This is a genomic window from Paenibacillus sp. FSL H8-0548, assembly GCF_038630985.1.
GTDB lineage: Bacteria > Bacillota > Bacilli > Paenibacillales > Paenibacillaceae > Pristimantibacillus.
In genome coordinates, this window is record NZ_CP152049.1 from 1,875,832 (window position 1) to 1,895,410 (window position 19,579).

Genomic DNA, 19,579 nt, shown 5'->3' on the forward strand with positions numbered 1-19,579 from the left:
CGTTAGTAGTTATGTTTTATTGTAACGCATAAAATAGTAATCAGCAGTAAGAAATTGAATAGATGCTGGAGAGGTGCGATACGAATGGGACAAGCAATTAGCAAGGTTCATGCGAAGCCGGTATCACTTAAGCAAGTGAAAATTACGGATGATTTCTGGAATTATTATATTAATCTGGTTAGGGACGTCGTCGTTCCTTATCAATGGGATGCTATAAATGATCGAGTTGAGGGAGCAGAACGAAGCGGTGCGGTCAGCAATTTTAAAATTGCCGCAGGTCTCGAGAAGGGTGACTTTTATGGGTTTGTGTTCCAAGACACCGATGTGGCCAAATGGCTGGAGGCTGTCGCTTATTTGCTGGTGACGAAACGGGATGAGGCGCTGGAGCAGGTAGCGGATGAGATGATCGACATTATTGGGAAGGCTCAGCAGCCAGATGGTTACTTGAATACCTTCTATACGATCAAGGAGCCAGGTCAAAAATGGACAAATTTAACTGAGTGCCATGAGCTCTATTCGGCAGGACATATGATCGAAGCAGGTGTTGCTTACTACAATGCAACGGGAAAAAGGCAGCTGCTCGATATCGTATGCCGGGTTGCCGATGATATTGCTGTTGTATTTGGCGATGGTCCAGACCAAATTGCTGGTTATGATGGTCATCAAGAAGTTGAGCTTGCTCTCGTGAAGCTATATGAAACCACCGGAAATCGCAAATATTTGGAGCTCAGCAGCTACTTTATTGATAAACGCGGACAACAGCCAAGCTTTTTTGAAGCAGAAGCTGACCGTCGCGGCAGAACTACCCATTGGAGCAAAAATGAAATTCATATTGACCCTGCATATTACCAAGCCCATCTGCCCGTAAGAGAGCAGGAGGCGGCGGTGGGTCATGCTGTACGTGTCGTTTATATGCTTGCAGGCATGGCCGATGTTGCTCGGGAAACCGGCGATGAGTCACTGCTCGAGGCTTGCCGCAGACTTTGGGACAATATTGCCTCGAAGCAGATGTATATTACGGGCGGTATCGGTTCAATGGCGCATGGCGAAGCATTTTCAATTGATTATGATCTTCCAAATGATACGGTATACTCAGAAACCTGCGCATCAATTGGCCTTATTTTCTTCGCGCATAGAATGCTACAGCTAGAGCCGAACAGCCGTTATGCAGACGTGATGGAGCGGGCGTTGTTCAACACCGTAATCGCGGGCATGTCACGCGATGGCAGACATTTCTTCTACGTCAATCCGCTGGAAGTAACGCCAGAAGTTTGCGAGGGGAAAAATAAAAACTACAATCACGTGAAGCCGGTACGGCAAGAATGGTTTGGCTGTGCATGCTGTCCGCCGAATATTGCTCGATTGCTGGCATCGCTCGGTGAATATATCTATTCCGTGAAAGAAAATACAATTTATTCCCATCTGTATATCGGTGGAGAAGCTGTGCTTAATTTGGGCGGGGCTAAGGTTCAGCTTAAACAGCAATCGAGCATGCCTTGGGAAGGTACGGCGCGCTTCGAGATAGCGGTGGAGCAGCCGACTTCATTTGCCTTGGCGCTGCGTATTCCGGATTGGTCCTCTGAAGCAGCTGTGCTTGTTAACGGAGAGGCATATTCGATTACGGATAAAATAGTTGACGGCTACGCAGTTATTGAGCGTCTGTGGGCAGCTGGCGATGTCGTAGAGCTTACGCTCGAAATGCCAATTTTGAAAGTAAGAAGTCATCCGCTTGTTAAACAAAACGCAGGCAAGGTTGCGCTGCAGCGCGGACCGCTCGTATATTGCATAGAGGAAGCCGATAATGGCTCACAGCTTCAGGAGCTATTGCTCCCACAGGATGCCAAGCTCGATCTGTCATTTAATGAGCAGCTCATTGGAGGCATCCAAGTGATTAAAGCGGATGCGCTTAGACTTCAATTTGAGCAGTGGGGGACGCAGTTGTATCGTTCAAATGCTGCAGCTGGCTTGGAGCAAGAAAGCATTACCTTCATTCCGTATTACGCGTGGGCGAATCGCGGCAAAGGCGAAATGGCCGTTTGGGTGAAGGAACGAGTTTAATTTTTATAGGTAGGATTCAATCCATATCTCAGTTGAAAAAAAAACTGTCTCGGAAGGCATTATGCCTTGTTGAGGCAGCTTTTTTTGGGGAATAGATGTAGAGTTTTTATTATCGCAAATGTTATTATTAGGAAAATATAAAATGTAATAAGGAGACACGGCAGCTCTCCATTAAATCGTCTCATTGCGGAAGGATGATTATTCATGGGAAATATTATAGGAGATGTGGATTGGATAGAAAAAAATGAAATGATGGATGACTTATTAAATCTAGAGGATAGCTTAATGATACATTCCATGGATCAAGGATTTGAAGCTGAAGTTATGAAGATAAGTTCGGCTGCTGAGAGCTTTGTGTTGAAAGTATGGTGTAAGAGTTCCAAGCCTGATATTAGCTTTCAATTTCGATTGTTGAATGTCCTCTCTGAACGAGGATTGTCAGTGTCAAAGCCAGTAGGCTGGGGGATAAATCCAAACGCAGATAAGGTGCTGTTAACAACCTTTGACGGAACACCGATCCATAAAGTAAATAAACAGAAAATGACTGATATTGCGAGGCTCTTAACAAAGATACATCAAATCCACGTTGAAGAGATTGGAAACATACATCTTCCCAAGTACGATTTCATCGATTATTTTTTTGCTCAGGCAAAAGAACATCAAGATCTATATGACGTTTTAGTTCCTCTCGTTAAAATGGCTCAAATTAAGCAGGAACGACTTATTCATGGTGATTTTCACCTAGGAAACCTATTAGAGGAGAAAAAACGATACACCGTAATCGATTGGACGAACGGACAATTAGGAGATCCGAGATATGATTTTGCATGGTCACTTATTCTTAAAAAAATATATATATCAGAGCGGTACGCCGAAGTTTTTTGTTCCGCTTATTTATCGGAAAATGCTATACAGCAGGAAGAGCTTGAAGTTTTTGAAGCGTTGGCGTGTCTCAGATGGATTTTACTTTATAGAAACGGCAGCACACCCAAAGGACCTAATACGATAGAGAGAATAAACAGCTTAATCACAAGCAACCTATTTCTAAAAGAGTCGGATTTTAGAATTGGATAGTTGTTCCGAGAGATGTCGCAGAAGAGGGATAGAGCGACGAAATGGGTGATTAAATAGGCTGTGGTCCCTTGCGAGTGTTAGAGGCAGGTGCTGGTTCTGGTCAAGTAGCGAGAATTTCCTCCTGAGTTAGGGAAGAATAAAATCTTTATTTCGTATAAAAAATGATTGCCATCCGTTTAAGATGCTCCATCCTGCACATTTGCAGGATAGAGCATCTTTTTTCATGGTTTGCACGCGCTATATTGTAAAATTGTAGGATAGAGAGGACAAACGGGTGCCAAATAGCCCCAAGCTCACTAAAACGAGAAGCTATAGTGAAAATATACAGTATAGATTACTAAATGAGCCGCAATAGGAGGAAGTTGCTGCAAATGTGCAATATAGCTCACTTTGGCCTGCAGCATACGTTCAGCAGTGAGCTATTTTTTTCGCCAAAAAGCGCACTTGAATACAATATGTATAATTTACTAGTACCGCACTTTAATTTTCACATTGTGCTTAAGGTCGTTTGAAATTACAATTTATACGATTGGATAAATGTATATGAGCTTAGAGGCTATACATGATAGGATCTAACTTGTCTGCTATGATCTCAAACTTAGGGAGGAAGACAGAATGATGCAGCTGCATAGTGCAATTCTAGTGGATGATGAAGTGTACACCCGCAAAGGTCTTATGAAGCTGATCGATTGGGAAGCCTGTGGATTTCAGATCGTAGGGGAAGCGGATAATGGAGAGGATGCTCTCGAATTAATTAAGCGTGTTCAGCCTGCGCTTGTCATCACAGACATTCGCATGCCCGTCATTGACGGATTAGAGCTGATACGCCAAATCACGATGGAAAATATCGTTAGTCCAACGTTCATCATCATGAGCGGTTATAACGATTTTAATTATGCTCAGCAAGCGATGCGCTTTGGCGTACATGACTTTGTTGTTAAGCCTATAGATGACATTGAATTTTCCCAAATACTCACCAAGCTGAATGAAAAGCTTAAGCTTAAACAAGATGAACAGGAAAAAAAGGATCAGCAGCTCGGCAGTGAAATGATTAAATTACTTATTCTAGGGGAAGCAAGCGATGCTTTGATTGCGGAGTGGGAGCAGCGCTTGAACCTATGGGAAGCCGAACGTTTATATTATTTATTTGCCGAGCTGAACGATAATCATAGGTGGCAGCCTGCAGAGGAACAAATATCCAACGCTGCTTTCAAGGCTCTTGTTCAGAGGGAGCTTGTTCGGGTCACGGGTGCAGAGCAACCGATTTGTTTGCATGAGCATCGCAATCGGATTGGTATTCTTGTACCGAGCTTTCTGTTAGCTCCATTCAATGGGGATCTTGAAAGATTCATGATCAGGCTTAGAACAGCGCTGGATGCACATTTAGGCAGCAGAGTATTTCTGTATGCGGGTACGCCAGTTCACCGGCTTTCAGAAATTCGTGAATCGTATAAAGCAGCGAAGGAAGCAACCTTGTATAAATATATCCAAGAGGACAAGCGTATAGTCATCTCTGACCGTATACAATCCGAGCAGCTGAATTACATTGGGCTCGATCCTGTTGAATTCAGTTTTTTCATGGAGCATATGGAGGAGATGCAGCTTGAAGCAGTGAATGCGACTGTAGATAAATGGTTTCAAGATTTCCGGGAGAAGCGTTATGCGCCGGAGGCTGTGAAGATGAACATTCAACAATGCTTGATGGGAATTATGAAAACGATCCGCTCTATGGAGGGTGACGAGCAATCCTTGTTAACGCTAAGGCCGCTGCTTAACTGGCAGGATACTAATCTCTCTTTAGGTGAATTGAAGAAGCTGTTTCTCGCCTTTCTTGAAGAGAGCCAGCAGTGTATTGGGGTGCTTAGGAAGGAGCAGTCTAAGGGGGATATTCACAAAATTAAGAGCTATATAGAGGCCAATTATTCGCAAAATATTAGCTTAAAAAGCATTGCTGCCCTCTTTTACGTAAACCCTGTCTATTTAGGACAATTATTCAAAAAAACGTATGGCACCTATTTTAATGAGTTTCTTCTTCAGCTCAGGGTGAGTGAAGCCAAAAAACTGCTGCGTCAATCACTTAATATGCGTATATATGAGATTGCAGAAAAGGTGGGCTTTAGCACCGCCGATTATTTTGTAACCCAATTTGAGAAGCTTGAGCATATGACTCCGACAGAATACCGCAATAAGCTGAAGTAAGCTTGTTTTCAATAATCAACCGACTGCAAAGGAAAAGGGGAATATCCTTGTGAAGCTGCACCTGAGTCTCAACAATGTACGTCTACGCAATAAGATGTTCATTCTTTATATTTTTTCTGTATTTCTTCCCATCATATTAACGAACGTTATTTTCTATAATGTGACGACTAATAATGTCAAAAATCAACGAATGAAGGATATATCGAGGGCAGTGGAACAGATCAACAATGATTTTCGATCCGAGGTGGAGGATGCTGTGACCATCTCGGATGTTTTTTATACCGATTATAATTTAAATGAAATTTTAGAAACCGATTACCAAGAGCCTGCTGCTTATGTCGAAGCATACGATTCCTATTTTCGTAGAATTTTGAATAGCTACACCCCCGTATATACCTCGGTTCAAAATATTAAAATTTATGTGGAAAATCCTACTATGCTGCATTCTGGCGGCATTGGGTTTCTATCGGATGAAATGAAACAAACGGATTGGTTTCAACTGCTGGAGGGTAGGAACAATTCGTTCCCTATATTTATCCGTTCACAGAAAGAAGACCAATATCTGAAGAGCGACCCCGATATTACGCGAGACACGTTCAGCATCATTCGTGAAATGAACTATTTTGAATCTAAAAATAATTGGAAAAAGTTTTTGAAAATTGAATTGAAAACGAGCACGATCGAACAGATTTTCCAAAATCAAAATTTACAAGGCAATATTTATTTGGTCAATGATAAGGGACAGGTTCAATTTACAACGGATCCTGAGGTGAACTGGAGAAAAGAATCTCCTGATTATGCTACGCTGCAGTTTCCTGCCGATTCCATCACCATTCAACCGGAATATTCTTATGTGAGCTATTTAGAGGACTGGCGCATCATTGGGACGATATCGGAGGAGGAGGTTCTCAAGGATGTACGCCAATCGAGGAAATTCATCTTCGTTTTGTCTTTCTTAAATATTATCATACCGACATTGATTATTCTTTGGATCACACGTTCATTGAATATGCGGCTGGTCCAAATTTTGAGACATATGAAAAAAGTGAAAAATCAAAATTTCGATACGATTAAGCAAGAGGAATATTTGGATGAGATTGGACAATTAACGAGTGAATTCAATCGGATGACGATTCAAGTAAAAAGCTTGATTGATGATGTCTATATTGCGGATATTCAGACGAAGTCACTAGAGCTGGAACGCAGGAAAGCTCAGCTGAATGCGCTGCAAAGCCAAATTAATCCTCATTTCTTATTTAATGCGCTTGAAACGATTCGGATGCGCAGCTTAATTAAGGACGAGCTGGAAACGGCGAAAATCATACACAATATGGCCAAAATCTTCAGAACCTCTCTGACCTGGGGCAAGGACCGCGTTATGGTTAGCGAGGAAATGGAGTTTATTGTTTGTTTTCTGGAGATTCAAAAATATCGTTTCGAGGATCGAATGAATTACGAAATTCGGATTGCTCCTTCCGCTAAAGATTGTATGGTGCCCAAAATGATCTTTTTGCCGTTTGTAGAAAATGCCAGCATTCATGGAATCGAACCGCTCAGGCATGGGGGAAGGATTGAGGTGCAAATCGAGCGCGAGGGCGATGATTTAATATTTACGATTAGAGACAACGGCATTGGGATGAATGAGGACAAGGTGAAGCAGTTTTATAGTTATTTAGAAAGTGAGGAAGAGCTTGGAGAGCGCATTGGTGTACAAAATGTGATTTATCGAATGAAGCTGATCTACGGTGATCGTTTTCAAATATTAATTGAAAGTGAACCTGGGCAAGGTACTTATATTCGAGTCAGAGTACCAGTGGAATAATGAAGCCATTTTGGGAAGATGGCCTGAAGTATATATGCTTTTTTAAGCACGAACTATAGTTTACTGGGTAAGCAAAGCGATCGTAATTTTTTATAATGAAAGTGCTTACAAAAATAAATAGAGTTGAAAGGGGCTAGAAAAAGTGACAAAGAAATTATTATTTATTTGTATGGCTGCCTTCATGGTTATTACTGCTGCATGCTCGAATAACAACAATGGCGGAGATACCAAGACGTCTAACAGCACGAACACACCTAAGGAAACGGCAGCTGAAGAAACGACTAAGCCAGTGGAGAAAGTAACATTTAGTTATTTCAACGGTGTTGCGGCAGCTAAGGATACAAATTCAAACGAGACGACTATTGGTAAAATTCTTGAGGATCAAACAGGTGTCAACTTTAAAATTGAGCATTTGGTGGGCGATTTAAATACGAAGATCGGAACGATGATCGCATCAAACGCCTATCCAGATGTCATGCTTCCGGATGCGGCTATCGACAAGATTCTTGATGCTGGCGCCTTCATTGCTCTCGATGATCTGATTGAACAATATGGACCTAACATTAAACGCGTTTACGGTTCATATTTCAATCAAATGAAAGCAGAAGACGGGAAAATTTATTTCTTGCCATTCTCCAATACTGTTGGCGAGTACATTCCAGATCCGAATATTAACCAGGGTGCTTTCTGGATACAACGCCGAGTGTTGAAAGAAGCAGGTTATCCGGAAATCAAAACGCTTGATGCTTATTTTGATCTCATTAAAAACTTCGTAGAGAAGCATAAAGATGAAGATTTGACTGGGATGGTTTCTTTGACACATGACTGGAGATTTTTCGCAACCTCAAACCCTCCAAATCATTTGGCAGGTTATCCGAATGACGGCAACGTAATCGTCGATATGACGACCTTTGATGCCAAAACGTATGCAGCTGATGACAATACGAAACGTTGGCTGCAAAAGCTGAACGAGCTCAATGCAGATAACTTATTTGATAAAGCATCCTTCGTAGACAATTACGATCAATATTTGGCGAAATTGACTTCTCATAAGGTTGTTGGCTTCTTCGATTACGGATGGCAGTTTTCCAATGCACAAAATGCGCTGAAGGACGCTGCCAAGCAAGATCCTACGCAGGATGATTTCGTTTATTTCCCGCTGCCAGTTACGTTTGATGGGCAGAAGGATCAATATCTTGATCCTCCAGGCTTTGTTAAAAACCGCGGTCTGGGAATTACAAAAAGTGCGAAGGACCCTGCTCGCATCATCCAATATCTAGATAACCTATTAACGGATGAGAATCAAATTCTTCAAAGATGGGGCATTAAAGGAGATACATTCGAAGTAGATGATAAGGGCCGCATGTATCGTACTGCGGAACAAATCGTGAAAATCGATGAATCGTTTAACGAAAAATTCGGCTTCAAATATTATTCTTGGAACTGGCCGTTATACGGCAATGGCTCTTCCCTTCCGGATGGAAATTCCGTTGCTCCTGGCCTGCAGCCTGAAGTATTCCAAATGAGCTTGACGAATGAAGACAAAACGATACTAGAAAAATACGGCGTTAAGACGTATGCGGAATTATTCGCAGCTCCAGATGATCGTCCATGGTACCCTGCATGGGGAATTCCGAAGGAGCAAGGCTCGGAACAACAAATTTGGGAAACCAAAAAAGATGAAATTACGAAAAAGTATTTCCCTAAACTTGTTCTTGCAAAACCAGCTGATTTTGAAAAAGTATGGACAGAGTATATAACTGCTTTCGGCAAGCTGGATACAGCAGCCTATGAGAGCTGGACGACTACAGAAGTGAAGAAATTGATCGAAGCAGCAAAATAATAATGCTCTAAGTAACGGTGCAAGGCCGGACTTATGCAAGTATAAGCCGGCCTTTCTCCATACATGGGTAAGGTTCAGTCCGGAAGGAGAGATAAATGATGGAAAGTAAACCAACGATGACAACGTCAAACCTGGTGTTGCCTAAGAAGCCTACAGGACTGAAGCGATTTGCCATGAAGCTATTGGAGCAGCGTGTGCTTGTGCTTATGTCAATCCCCTTTCTAGCATGGTTGTTTATTTTTAAATATATGCCTCTATGGGGGTGGACCATTGCTTTTCAAGATTACAAGCCAGCCAAAAGCTTTGGTGAACAGAAATGGGTAGGCTTCGATCACTTTCAATTTTTGTTTCAGGATGAGCGTTTTATTCGTGTTCTGCGAAATACGCTTGCTATGAGCGGCATCAATTTGGTTCTTGGTTTTGTTACGGCGATTACACTGGCTTTGCTATTAAATGAGGTACGCAAGGTTGCCTTTAAACGTATTGTCCAGACGGTTAGCTACTTGCCCCATTTTATTTCATGGGTAGTTGCAGCAAGTATTATCCAGACGACATTATCACCAGATGGCATTATTAATGAAATGTTGCTTTGGTTCGGTTTTTTAGAGAAGGGCGAGGAAATTTTATTCCTCGGCATACCAGAATATTTCTGGGGGATTTTCGGAGCAGGCTCAGTATGGAAAGACGTTGGCTGGAATACAATCGTCTATTTGGCAGCCATGACGATGATTGACCCTGCGCAATATGAAGCAGCGGAGATGGATGGGGCAGGACGAATCAAACGGATGTGGTATGTAACACTGCCGGGCATTAAACCGGTTATTATCGTTTTGCTTATTATGAATATTGGGTATTTGCTGGAATCGGGCTTCGAGCCGCAATATTTGCTAGGCAACGGCATGAACATCGACTATTCCGAAAACCTTGACATATTTGTTCTGAAATACGGGATTGCGCAGGGCAACTACTCGCTCTCGATTGCGGGGGGTATGTTTAAAACCATTATTAGCTTTATTTTATTATTTGCAGCAAATAATCTTGCGAAGCGTATGGGCGAGTCCAGACTCTTTTAGAAGGAGGGATCATCATGAATAATGTAGCAACAAGTAATGCTTCAACGAAGAAAAGCCGCATTCGCTCGTCGAGCGGTGATCAAATCTTTGATATTTGCAATTACATTTTTCTTACTCTGCTAATGATTGTAACCTTGTATCCCTTTCTGAACACAGCCGCTATTTCGCTCAACAACGCGACGGATTCAATAAAGGGCGGCATTTATTTACTGCCAAGGATATGGACATTAGACAACTATGCCTATGTTTTGAAGGAATCAACCATTTTTCACGCGACGCTCATATCCGTGCTGCGTACGGTGATCGGCACGATTTCTACTGTGTTTTGTTCAGCGATGGTGGCGTACACCATTACGAGACAGGAGTATGTGCTTCGCAAGTTCGTTACGATGGCGTTTATTTTAACGATGTATTTTAATGGCGGCCTCATTCCGAACTTTTTATTGATCCGTGATTTGGGTTTACTTAATAATTTCTGGGTGTACATTTTCCCAGGCTTGATTGGCGTATTTAACCTGATCATCATTCGTTCCTTTATTGAAGGATTGCCTGAGAGTATTTTAGAGTCGGCAAGAATAGACGGGGCGGGGGATTTTAAAATGTTCTACAGCATCGTCCTGCCGCTTTGTGTGCCTGTACTTGCGACTGTTGCGCTGTTCTCGGCCGTATATCAATGGAATCAATGGTTTGACGTATTCCTATATAATTCATCGAATATTGATCTAAGCACATTGCAATATGAGCTTCAAAAAATTCTTCAAAACTCAAATGCTTCCTTAACGCCAAAATCGGCTGGTGATGCGTTCGCCAATGCTAATAATTCAGGAGCCAATACGGTAACGCCGTTTGCGATTCGAGCAACGATGACCATTGTAGCCTCCTTGCCTATTATTATGGTTTATCCGTTTTTGCAGAAATATTTTGTGAAGGGCATGACGGTTGGCGGCGTGAAGGGCTAATTGCGTTTATGACCATTATGAAATAAGGTAGTTACTATCCAGTCCTTTACGTTTTCAACGTAAAGGGCTGTTTTTTGTTGGGATAGGGAAAAGGCAACCTTTACCCATGAATAAGCGTTTGTAATGACGAGGTGATTATATGTTTAAATCTAAGTTTGGAACAGCTCTATTGCTTGCGGTATGCTTGGCAGCGACTTCTGGCTGCATGTCAAATTCAGAACTACCGCTTGCGACAAACGTCAGCAATAACGTGTTAACGAAGGAAACGATAGATGTTACGCAGGTAACGGTAAGCAGATCTCAGCAGTTTGGAAGCGTGAATAGTGCCATCTATGGTGTGTTTACACAATCGGACGACATACAGGCTTTTGAAGACGCCATCGGAACAGCAGATAGAATCGAAGGGATTCTTGATGTGATCAAGCCGGATTACGATATTGTTATTAATCAAGAGAGCTCAAAGCGCTCGTATCATCTATGGCTGCATCCAAAATCGGATACCGGGATGTACACCGAGGTAAGTGATACCGGGACGGGCTATCGGCTATCGCCTGCCGCCACGCAAAAACTAAAGGAACTGATTATGGGACTGGAATATACTCCTGAAATAGCAGTGGGAGAACAGGAGGCGCTCGATCCGACATTTAGCTTGATTTTACCATAGTGAATTAGGGGTGGGACGTTGAATTTTAGAAGAGGAATAGATTTCTTAGCGAGTGCAATGAAAATTAGTCTGATTTGTGCTGCTCTCCTTCTCTTAAGTGCTTGCAGCGATGCTGAGAAATATGAGCATATTGAGGCCTTTATGTGAAGACGGAGATTCCCAAAAAGAAGAACGGCAGGAGCCCTCAACGATACTCATACCTGATCAGGATTTTGAGAGACATCGATCGATTCCTTTGACTGAGGAAGAGAAACTACAAGTGAAAGAACATGTGAAATCATTAGTGGATAAGATGTAGAGTGTTGCTGAGAGGGACGAATAAAAAAATGAAAAGAGGGCTGATTCTTAAGGTTAGAACCTTTGAAGCAGCCCTCTTTTTTGTTGTATAGGGAAACTATGCATTCTCCGAACCTGTTGATAATATGCTTCGGCAGCAGCCAGTGTGCAGCTAACGAAAGCTAACGGAAGCCAGAGACGCTAAAGTTGCATTTTGGGTTAGCGTCACATTTTAACGGAAGTGGGAGACGCTATTCCGCAGAAATGAAGCGAGATCGTGCATGTAGGGTACAAATAGAGGCCTGTGCTTCCGTTAGAATCTTGCAACGAAAAATAAAGGCGATTTAGCGTCTGTGGTTTCCGTTAGAAGCGTGAGCTGACGCGTCTACGATTTCCAATCATCCGTATGGGTAATTTTGTTCCTATAGTGAGGTAGTTATTGTAGTATTTCGAGCTTTAAATTAGGATAGATTTCTTTCAAAGCAGCTAAATGATTTGAAATTGTTGTCTGATTAAAGCTAGCTCTGAAAATATCTTGATCGGGTTTGAACGTAATTGTTGTCCCCGTTTCCTTCGTAACTCCGGTGACGAGCAGCTCGGTTTGCGGGATGCCGTGCTTGAACTCTTGCCGCCGTACCTTTCCTTCCCTCCGTATCTCTACAATAAGCCTATCGGACAGGGCATTGACAACAGGCAAATGAATACCTTTTGTCCCGTCAGGAGCCAGGATTGAAGCACTGAGATGATCATGGCTAATTTCAGTAAGAATTGCCTGGACATTGGTTTTGTTCGAGTTCGGGAGTGCATGGACTGGAATCCCGCGACCGTTATCGGCGATGGTAATGCTATTATCGTTTTGAAGGATTAGAGTGACCTCGGTACAGTATCCAGCCTGATGTTCCAATAGGGTGTTTTCAATGACAGCTGAAAGGAGATGGTGGGGATCATATGACTGACTTGATCCTAAATAAGAGCCCACATTATTTCTGGCCTCCGCAAGCTCCATATAATCGGTTGTGTCGAGTAAATCTGAGCTGGCAGCGAGTAAGAGAAGGAAAGGCAGCGAACGGTGTGGAGAAAGTGAATATTTGCCGCCTCGCTCCTCTTGAACAATTAAATCGGCTCCGAGCAAGGCTTTGGTGTGATGATAAAGCTGTCCGGTCGTGCCCATATTTAATTGCTCTACAACTTCAGGACCGGTAAGCGGTTTGCGCATGACAGCTGTTAAAATATCGAGACGCTGCTTGTTTCCGAGAGCGGCTAATATTTTTGATACCTTATCACTATTGAGTTCAAGCAACTGTGTGACACTTTTCTGCTGAGGCATCCATCTATAGCCATTTTGACCGTGATATTGGCCGGAATAAAAGATCGCTCCTAACTCGTTTCCATCGCTATTATCGTTACCTTCAATATTAAAATCAGCTGGTTCTTCATTTTTTTGTGAGGAAGGCTTAGAAAGCAATTGGTTAACCAGATGCTTGAGTTCATGCATCTCTTTAGTTAACACATCCAACTCAATACCGTAGTCTCTTGAGTCTGACAAAAAAACCACTCCATTCGCATAAAGTTCTACATTACGTAATTACGTAATTATAATACTTGAATAATTAATTGTAAACCATATTCAAGTAAATCCTCGAATTGCGATCTACTATGCAATTGTTTAGGAGCTAAGTCTGTCTTGAGAAAGCATGAGATGTATGGACTAAGGAAATGAAACAAGTGAGTGTAAGAAAGCGTCTAATGATTGAGATTGACTAAATGAAGGGGGATTGGATTTATGAAGCCGTTACTTTGGATAGCGATCATTTTAATATTATCGTCATGCAGCAGCCCGAATAACAAAGATCAAGAGCAAAATTCGATAGACCCTATTCTTATGGAAAAAATGGCGGAACCCAAGCTGCAGTATAAAGACGAGCTGTTCGAAATGAGCTTGAATATGAATAAAACGGTGTTCGCAAAAAACGAGCCCATCGATTATTCCGTCAGTTTAACGTATATCGGAGAGGAAGAATCGATAACGATCTGGGGAGGCCGAACGTATATTGGCTTCTACTTAACAGATGGCAAGAAATTTGAAATGGAAGGTGCCAACACAACAGAGCTTGTAGCGACTACATTAAAAAAAGGAGAGACGCAGCAATTCCCTTTCTACAAAAGTGGAGGATACTCGAACGATGATCCCGATGCAAGCTTCTGGAAACAGTTTTATGAGGAGAAGGATCTGCTGCTGCCGAGCGGCACGTATTTTATTTCTGCCAACTGCCTATTCTCGTTAGGTGAGGAAGTTGTGAACAGTCATTATGATGGTTCTGTCTACACGACGATTACGGTGGAGTAAGTATGGGAAATAGGTGGGCGATTAATAACATTGAGAAATCCATGTCTTTTTAAGACGAGGGGTTTCTCTTTTTTCTTGTTTTTATGTACTATCTGTTATAGTATATATATAACAGATGGAACAATGAAGGTAGTGATCATAATGATGATAAAAATCAATTTGCAATCGGATGTTCCTCTTTATACTCAATTGTCTAATCAAATTATAGAGGGGATTGCTAGCGGCGCGCTTGCTCCCGGGGAAGCCTTGCCATCCGTACGCTCTCTGTCCTCTGATCTGGGTATAAATATGCATACGGTGAACAAAGCCTACTCGGCGCTTAAGCAGGATGGCTACGTAGAGATACATCGTCAAAAGGGCGTCGTTGTGCAGCTTGGTCTTCCTAATGCAGACGAGGCTTATTACCGTCAGCTGGAGGAGAAGGTGAGGCCGCTCATCAGCGAATCCATATGCCACAACGTTAGCGAGGACGCTCTAGTCGAGCTATGCCGTTCGATCTTCAAGCAAATTCGTTCAACTGGCAAAGCGACCTAGCTGCTCACTCCTGTTTGCAAATAACTACATTAGAAAGGCTGGTCATCTATAATGGAACATTGGAGCTTTTGGCTGCTGCTTGCAACTATTTTTATCCCCATTAGCGTTATCTTGATTGCGACACCCTATCTCACCAGACGAACAGAAAGCTTCGGCATTTCTATCACGGAGGAAATTTATTGGCATTCGGATGTACGAAGGATGAGAAAAAAATATGTAATTGTTCTAGCCATCATTCATTCAATATTGCTTATTTCTGCTGCGATCTTGATAAACCGCTTGGACGAGCAGCAAATGTCGATGACAGTTGGCGGCTATACGATTGCTGTGATTGGAATCTCCTTCGCTGCCTATCTTTTCTTTCATTTTAAAATGAAAAGAATGAAGCGCGAAAGAGAATGGACGAATCCGGTTATCCAGTCGGCTATTATTGATACCTCGTTTAGACGGCGCAAGCATTCCGTGTCATTCTACTGGTTTATACCGCATTTTGTACTAGCCCTTTCGACGCTTGCTATCGTTCTGCTCTATTATGATCAGTTTCCGGATCAATTGGTTATGCAGTATGATTTTGCCGGAAACGCGACAACCGTTGTTGCGAAATCCTATTCCGCTTTACTTTGGCCGATTGGGACTCAGTTTATCATGATCGTATTATTCCTCTTTATCAACTACAGTATCGTCATTAGTAAACAACAGATCGATGCGGCAGATCCTGAAGCATCTGTTCAGCGCAGTATGAAATTTCGGCATAGCTGGTCTGTTTTTAATGTTGCAACGGGATTGTTGATTACGATGCTATTTTCTTTTATATCAATCGTCCCGTTACTTGCGCTGCCGCCATCAAGCATCCTAATTGTATCTACGGCTATACCTGCGTTGATCGTAGTAGGGAGCATTTGGCTCTCAATCCGGTTAGGTCAAGGCGGAAGTCGCATTCGTATGCCGGGGGGATCGGTAAGCTCTATTGGTACAGGGCCGACGGACAATGATCGTCACTGGAAGCTGGGCAGCATTTATTACAATCCGTCAGACCCAGCTCTATTCCTAGAGAAACGCTTCGGTATCGGCTGGACGCTTAATTTCGGCCATCCTCTTGCATGGTTAATCCTTATTATTCTTGTAGCTGTCATCATAATCTCCATCGTGTTGGGAGGTTAAAGATGTTGCGTTTAGCATCAAACAAATTAGAGGAGGACATTCATTCATGAAAAAATGGTTATTATCTGGCTTAGTATTGTTATTGTTCATCAACGCTCAATCCGTCACTGCCTCATCCGCTGATATCAGTGTGCTTGTAAACGGACAGGAAGTTGTGTTCACAGATGGAAAGCCTTATTGGAAGGGCAGTGAAATGATGCTGCCGGTTCGCGACCTTGCCAGCGGGCTGGGGATGAAGGTTTCCTATGAAAAAGCTAAAAATGAAGTTCGACTTACATCGGATAAACTAACGGCTGTGTTCAAGATTGGTGAGAGCCAGATTTCCATAAACGGTAAAGCTCACGCTTTCAGCTCAGCTTCTGCAACCAAGCAGTACCGTACATACGTGCCGCTATCGTTTTTCTCTAAAGAACTGGGCATTAAAACGGTTTATGATGAGAAAACGAAAAAGCTGACTATTTCCAAAATAGAGCTGAATACCGAGATACTTGCTGAGCAAGTCATCGATTTAATGAATAAAGGCGGCTATGAGCAGCTTTGGAATGATTATTTTGACCAAGAACTTCAGAAAGCGATTCCACTGCCCGTTCTAGATGCAACATGGAAAGAAGTTTTAAAGCAGACTGGTGAATATAAAAAAATCGTCTCACTTTCATCAAGCCCCATCGATGATGGAGGAACAATGGTTGTTTCGATTCTGGGATTCGAGCAAATGAATATGAAGCTGACGCTTACGATTAATCGTACAGGTCTGTTGACCGGTATACTCATCCAGCCTGCACCGCTTGATGGCGAGGCTCCTGCTGGAGTAACAGAAGAAACGATTATCATCGGCGAAACGTCTCGCTTTCCGCTTGAAGGAACGTTAACGCTGCCGAAAAATGCAGCTGGACCCGTACCTGCGGTTGTGCTTGTGCATGGATCCGGACCTAGCGATCGCAATGAAACGGCTGGTGCTTACACGCCGTTCCGAGACCTTGCATGGGGGCTGGCTGAACAAGGGATAGCGGTACTTCGCTATGACAAACGCACCTATACACACGGAAGCTCCCTTACAGCAGAAGAAGTTGCGGGCATAACGGTGAAGGAGGAAACCGTTGACGATGCCATAGCCGCGGCAGGGCTGCTGAAGAGGGATGCTCGAATTGATGAGACACAGGTATTTGTGATCGGACATAGCCTTGGAGGCATGCTGGCGCCGCGAATTGATGCGGAAGGCGGTGATTTTGCGGGCCTCGTGCTGCTGGCTGGTTCTCCGAGAAGTTTGTGGGAAATCGTTTACGATCAGAACGCCAGCTTTATTGCAGCAATGAAAGATGGCGAGGCCAAGGCAGCGAATGAAGTCTGGTTGGAAACCGAATATAAGCGTGCGCAAATGATAGCGAATTTATCTGCAGAAGAAGCGAAGTCATCAACTGTATTCGGAATTCCAGCAACCTACTTCAAGGAGATGGACGCTCATAGCACCCGTGATTATGCAGTCAAGCTGACTAAGCCGCTCTTGGTTCTGCAAGGCGATAATGACTTCCAGGTTTATTCGGATAAAGATTTTCTTGAATGGAAGAAGCTGTTCCAAGGGAAAGAAAATGTTTCATTCAAGCTCTATCCTGATTTAAATCATTTCTTCGTCAAATATGATGGAGTTGGCAAGGGTACTTTGGATGAATATAACTATCCTGGCCATGTGGCCCAAGAAGTTATCAACGACGTGGCCTCCTGGATATTGAAAAATAAACAATAATAAAAAGCCTGTCGCTTTTTTCCTCTATGGGGATTAAGAGACGGGCTTTCTATTATTTGTAGGCACATCCTACAGGGGGGAGGAACATATAAATAAAACCATCTACTAATGTTCGTAAATGTGTGTTACACTAATAAACGAACGAAAACAAACAAAACAGGAGGTTTTATCCCAATGGAAGTACGCCATACTACAAACCCTACCGATGTAAAGCAATATGATACTGAACGACTACGCAGTGAGTTTTTGATCGAGAGCCTGTTCGAGCAGGATCAAATCAAAATGACATATACGCATTATGACCGCATGATCGTTGGCGGAGCAGTACCTGTAAACGAAGCTCTTGTTCTTGAGGATTCTGCAACACTGAAAACAGAATATTTCTTGGAGCGCCGTGAGATTGGTTTCTTGAACATTGGCGGACCAGCTTCTATTTCTGTGGATGGCGAGGTTTATGAGCTAAGCAAGCTTGAAGTGCTTTATGTTGGTAAAGGAAAACGCCAAGTCTTGCTTTCAAGCGTTGATAAAGAGAACCCTGCAAAGCTGTATTTCTGTTCCGCGCTTGCACATAAAGAAATCGCTACACGCAAAATGACGGTAGAGGAAGCGAATCCGTCCCATCTTGGCTCACAAGAAACTTCAAATGAGCGTGTACTTTACAAATATATTCATGCAGACGGCATTCAAAGCTGCCAGTTGATGCTTGGCGTAACTAGCTTGAAAACAGGAAGCGTTTGGAATACGATGCCTTCTCACGTACATGATCGCCGTATGGAAGCATACCTATACTTTGATATGAATGCAGATACACGCGTATTTCATATGATGGGCGAGCCTTCGCAAACAAGGCATCTGGTTGTAGCCAATGAGCAAGCGATCATTTCGCCGCCTTGGTCTATTCACTCCGGAGTTGGTACGAGCAACTACACGTTCTGCTGGTCAATGGCAGGCGAGAACTATACATTTACAGACATGGACGCAGTACCTGCAAGCGAGCTAAAATAGAAGTATTCGCTACAGGGGGGTGTACCATGCTTGCTGCTGAACGGCATCGCAAAATTATAGAGAAACTGGAGCAGCTTGGCGCGGTCAAAGTATCCGAGCTTAGTGAGCAGTTTGGCGTTACAGAAAAGACGGTTCGTGAGGATCTAGAGAGGCTCGAAGAGAAGGGTCTGCTCAAGCGGACGCATGGCGGAGCTGTAGTAGAGCAGGGGAGCGAGAATAGCCTGTATCCGCTGCAGTTCCCAAACAGTAAGCATGGGCAAGAGAAGTCGGCCATTGCTGCGCTTGCGCTTTCCTGCATCGAGCCTAACGATATTATTGCGCTTGATGCAGGCAGCACGACGCTTGAGATGGCGAAGAAACTGCCTAATATGCCGGTAACGGTGCTGACGAATGATTTGCTCATTATTCGTGAGCTTACGATGAAGGACCAGGTGAGGCTTGTTATACCAGGCGGTTATCGTCATAATAATTTGCTTATCGGTGCTGAATCACAGGAGTGGATAAATCGGCTGAACGTTCATAAGCTGTTCCTATCTACGACAGGTATTCACCTTGAATACGGGCTTACGATATTTACAGAAGAATTGGCTAAGCTCAAGAAGCTGTATATGGACAACGCGAAGGTTGTTTATTGTTTAGCTGATCACCATAAATTCGATAAAGGCGCTTTAATTACTTTTGCTGAACTGAGCGAGATTGACTACATCATTACAGATGATGGAATTTCGCAAGAGGTAGCAGAGAAATATGAGGCGCTTCCTATACGGATGATGAAAGCGGCGCTCTCAGATAGCGGGAAGCGAACGAAAGGGAGGACTTGATC

15 protein-coding genes are annotated in these 19,579 nt (G+C 43.1%); 14 read left to right on the plus strand and 1 reads right to left on the minus strand.

Features of this window, described 5'->3' with window-relative positions; genetic code table 11:
* Positions 1-84: 84 nt before the first annotated feature.
* From MHI37_RS07920 to MHI37_RS07955, 8 genes are all read left to right on the plus strand, one after another.
* Complete coding sequence (locus MHI37_RS07920; RefSeq protein ID WP_076339990.1) at positions 85-2,058, plus strand: beta-L-arabinofuranosidase domain-containing protein; 1,974 nt, start codon at positions 85-87, stop codon at positions 2,056-2,058.
* A 204-nt stretch (positions 2,059-2,262) separates the two neighbouring features.
* Positions 2,263-3,132: an aminoglycoside phosphotransferase family protein gene (locus MHI37_RS07925; RefSeq protein ID WP_076339989.1), complete on the plus strand. Its 870-nt coding sequence runs from the start codon at positions 2,263-2,265 to the stop codon at positions 3,130-3,132.
* A gap of 618 nt (positions 3,133-3,750) precedes the next feature.
* Positions 3,751-5,331, plus strand: coding sequence for a response regulator (locus tag MHI37_RS07930; RefSeq protein ID WP_076339994.1), 1,581 nt, complete (start codon positions 3,751-3,753; stop codon positions 5,329-5,331).
* Between the two features lie 49 nt (positions 5,332-5,380).
* A complete protein-coding gene (locus tag MHI37_RS07935) occupies positions 5,381-7,153 on the plus strand; it encodes a sensor histidine kinase (protein ID WP_306010688.1) in 1,773 nt (590 codons plus the stop codon).
* A 142-nt stretch (positions 7,154-7,295) separates the two neighbouring features.
* Positions 7,296-8,996 (plus strand): ABC transporter substrate-binding protein, encoded by a 1,701-nt coding sequence (locus MHI37_RS07940; RefSeq protein WP_144023824.1) that lies wholly within the window; start codon positions 7,296-7,298, stop codon positions 8,994-8,996.
* 98 nt (positions 8,997-9,094) lie between these two features.
* A complete protein-coding gene (locus MHI37_RS07945) occupies positions 9,095-10,069 on the plus strand; it encodes an ABC transporter permease subunit (RefSeq protein WP_076339988.1) in 975 nt (324 codons plus the stop codon).
* Between the two features lie 14 nt (positions 10,070-10,083).
* The gene (locus tag MHI37_RS07950; RefSeq protein ID WP_076339987.1) at positions 10,084-11,028 is read left to right on the plus strand and encodes a carbohydrate ABC transporter permease; all 945 of its coding nucleotides are present in this window, start codon (positions 10,084-10,086) and stop codon (positions 11,026-11,028) included.
* A 139-nt stretch (positions 11,029-11,167) separates the two neighbouring features.
* Positions 11,168-11,692: a hypothetical protein gene (locus MHI37_RS07955; RefSeq protein ID WP_076339986.1), complete on the plus strand. Its 525-nt coding sequence runs from the start codon at positions 11,168-11,170 to the stop codon at positions 11,690-11,692.
* A gap of 712 nt (positions 11,693-12,404) precedes the next feature.
* Here the strand turns inward: MHI37_RS07955 and MHI37_RS07960 are convergent.
* On the minus strand, positions 12,405-13,478 hold the full coding sequence (locus MHI37_RS07960) for an ATP-binding protein (protein ID WP_256710427.1): 1,074 nt from the start codon (positions 13,476-13,478) through the stop codon (positions 12,405-12,407).
* 273 nt (positions 13,479-13,751) lie between these two features.
* Between MHI37_RS07960 and MHI37_RS07965 the strand changes: the two genes are divergently transcribed.
* From MHI37_RS07965 to MHI37_RS07990, 6 genes are all read left to right on the plus strand, one after another.
* Positions 13,752-14,315 (plus strand): hypothetical protein, encoded by a 564-nt coding sequence (locus tag MHI37_RS07965; RefSeq protein WP_076336251.1) that lies wholly within the window; start codon positions 13,752-13,754, stop codon positions 14,313-14,315.
* 141 nt (positions 14,316-14,456) lie between these two features.
* Positions 14,457-14,849: a GntR family transcriptional regulator gene (locus MHI37_RS07970; protein ID WP_076336250.1), complete on the plus strand. Its 393-nt coding sequence runs from the start codon at positions 14,457-14,459 to the stop codon at positions 14,847-14,849.
* Positions 14,850-14,900: 51 nt separating this feature from the next.
* On the plus strand, positions 14,901-16,010 hold the full coding sequence (locus tag MHI37_RS07975; protein WP_076336249.1) for a DUF5808 domain-containing protein: 1,110 nt from the start codon (positions 14,901-14,903) through the stop codon (positions 16,008-16,010).
* A 46-nt stretch (positions 16,011-16,056) separates the two neighbouring features.
* A complete protein-coding gene (locus tag MHI37_RS07980; RefSeq protein ID WP_083676178.1) occupies positions 16,057-17,751 on the plus strand; it encodes an alpha/beta fold hydrolase in 1,695 nt (564 codons plus the stop codon).
* 174 nt (positions 17,752-17,925) lie between these two features.
* Positions 17,926-18,756, plus strand: coding sequence for a 5-dehydro-4-deoxy-D-glucuronate isomerase (gene kduI, locus MHI37_RS07985; protein ID WP_076336248.1), 831 nt, complete (start codon positions 17,926-17,928; stop codon positions 18,754-18,756).
* Between the two features lie 26 nt (positions 18,757-18,782).
* Entirely contained in the window at positions 18,783-19,577 is a 795-nt protein-coding gene (locus MHI37_RS07990) for a DeoR/GlpR family DNA-binding transcription regulator (RefSeq protein ID WP_076336247.1), read from the plus strand.
* Positions 19,578-19,579: the final 2 nt, after the last annotated feature.

Coding starts and splice junctions, on each gene's coding strand:
- MHI37_RS07920 (WP_076339990.1), top strand. CDS start 85: ATGGGACAAGCAATTAGCAAGGTTCATGCGAAGCCGGTATCACTTAAG.
- MHI37_RS07925 (WP_076339989.1), top strand. CDS start 2,263: ATGGGAAATATTATAGGAGATGTGGATTGGATAGAAAAAAATGAAATG.
- MHI37_RS07930 (WP_076339994.1), top strand. CDS start 3,751: ATGCAGCTGCATAGTGCAATTCTAGTGGATGATGAAGTGTACACCCGC.
- MHI37_RS07945 (WP_076339988.1), top strand. CDS start 9,095: ATGGAAAGTAAACCAACGATGACAACGTCAAACCTGGTGTTGCCTAAG.
- MHI37_RS07950 (WP_076339987.1), top strand. CDS start 10,084: ATGAATAATGTAGCAACAAGTAATGCTTCAACGAAGAAAAGCCGCATT.
- MHI37_RS07955 (WP_076339986.1), top strand. CDS start 11,168: ATGTTTAAATCTAAGTTTGGAACAGCTCTATTGCTTGCGGTATGCTTG.
- MHI37_RS07965 (WP_076336251.1), top strand. CDS start 13,752: ATGAAGCCGTTACTTTGGATAGCGATCATTTTAATATTATCGTCATGC.
- MHI37_RS07970 (WP_076336250.1), top strand. CDS start 14,457: ATGATGATAAAAATCAATTTGCAATCGGATGTTCCTCTTTATACTCAA.
- MHI37_RS07975 (WP_076336249.1), top strand. CDS start 14,901: ATGGAACATTGGAGCTTTTGGCTGCTGCTTGCAACTATTTTTATCCCC.
- MHI37_RS07980 (WP_083676178.1), top strand. CDS start 16,057: ATGAAAAAATGGTTATTATCTGGCTTAGTATTGTTATTGTTCATCAAC.
- kduI (WP_076336248.1), top strand. CDS start 17,926: ATGGAAGTACGCCATACTACAAACCCTACCGATGTAAAGCAATATGAT.
- MHI37_RS07990 (WP_076336247.1), top strand. CDS start 18,783: ATGCTTGCTGCTGAACGGCATCGCAAAATTATAGAGAAACTGGAGCAG.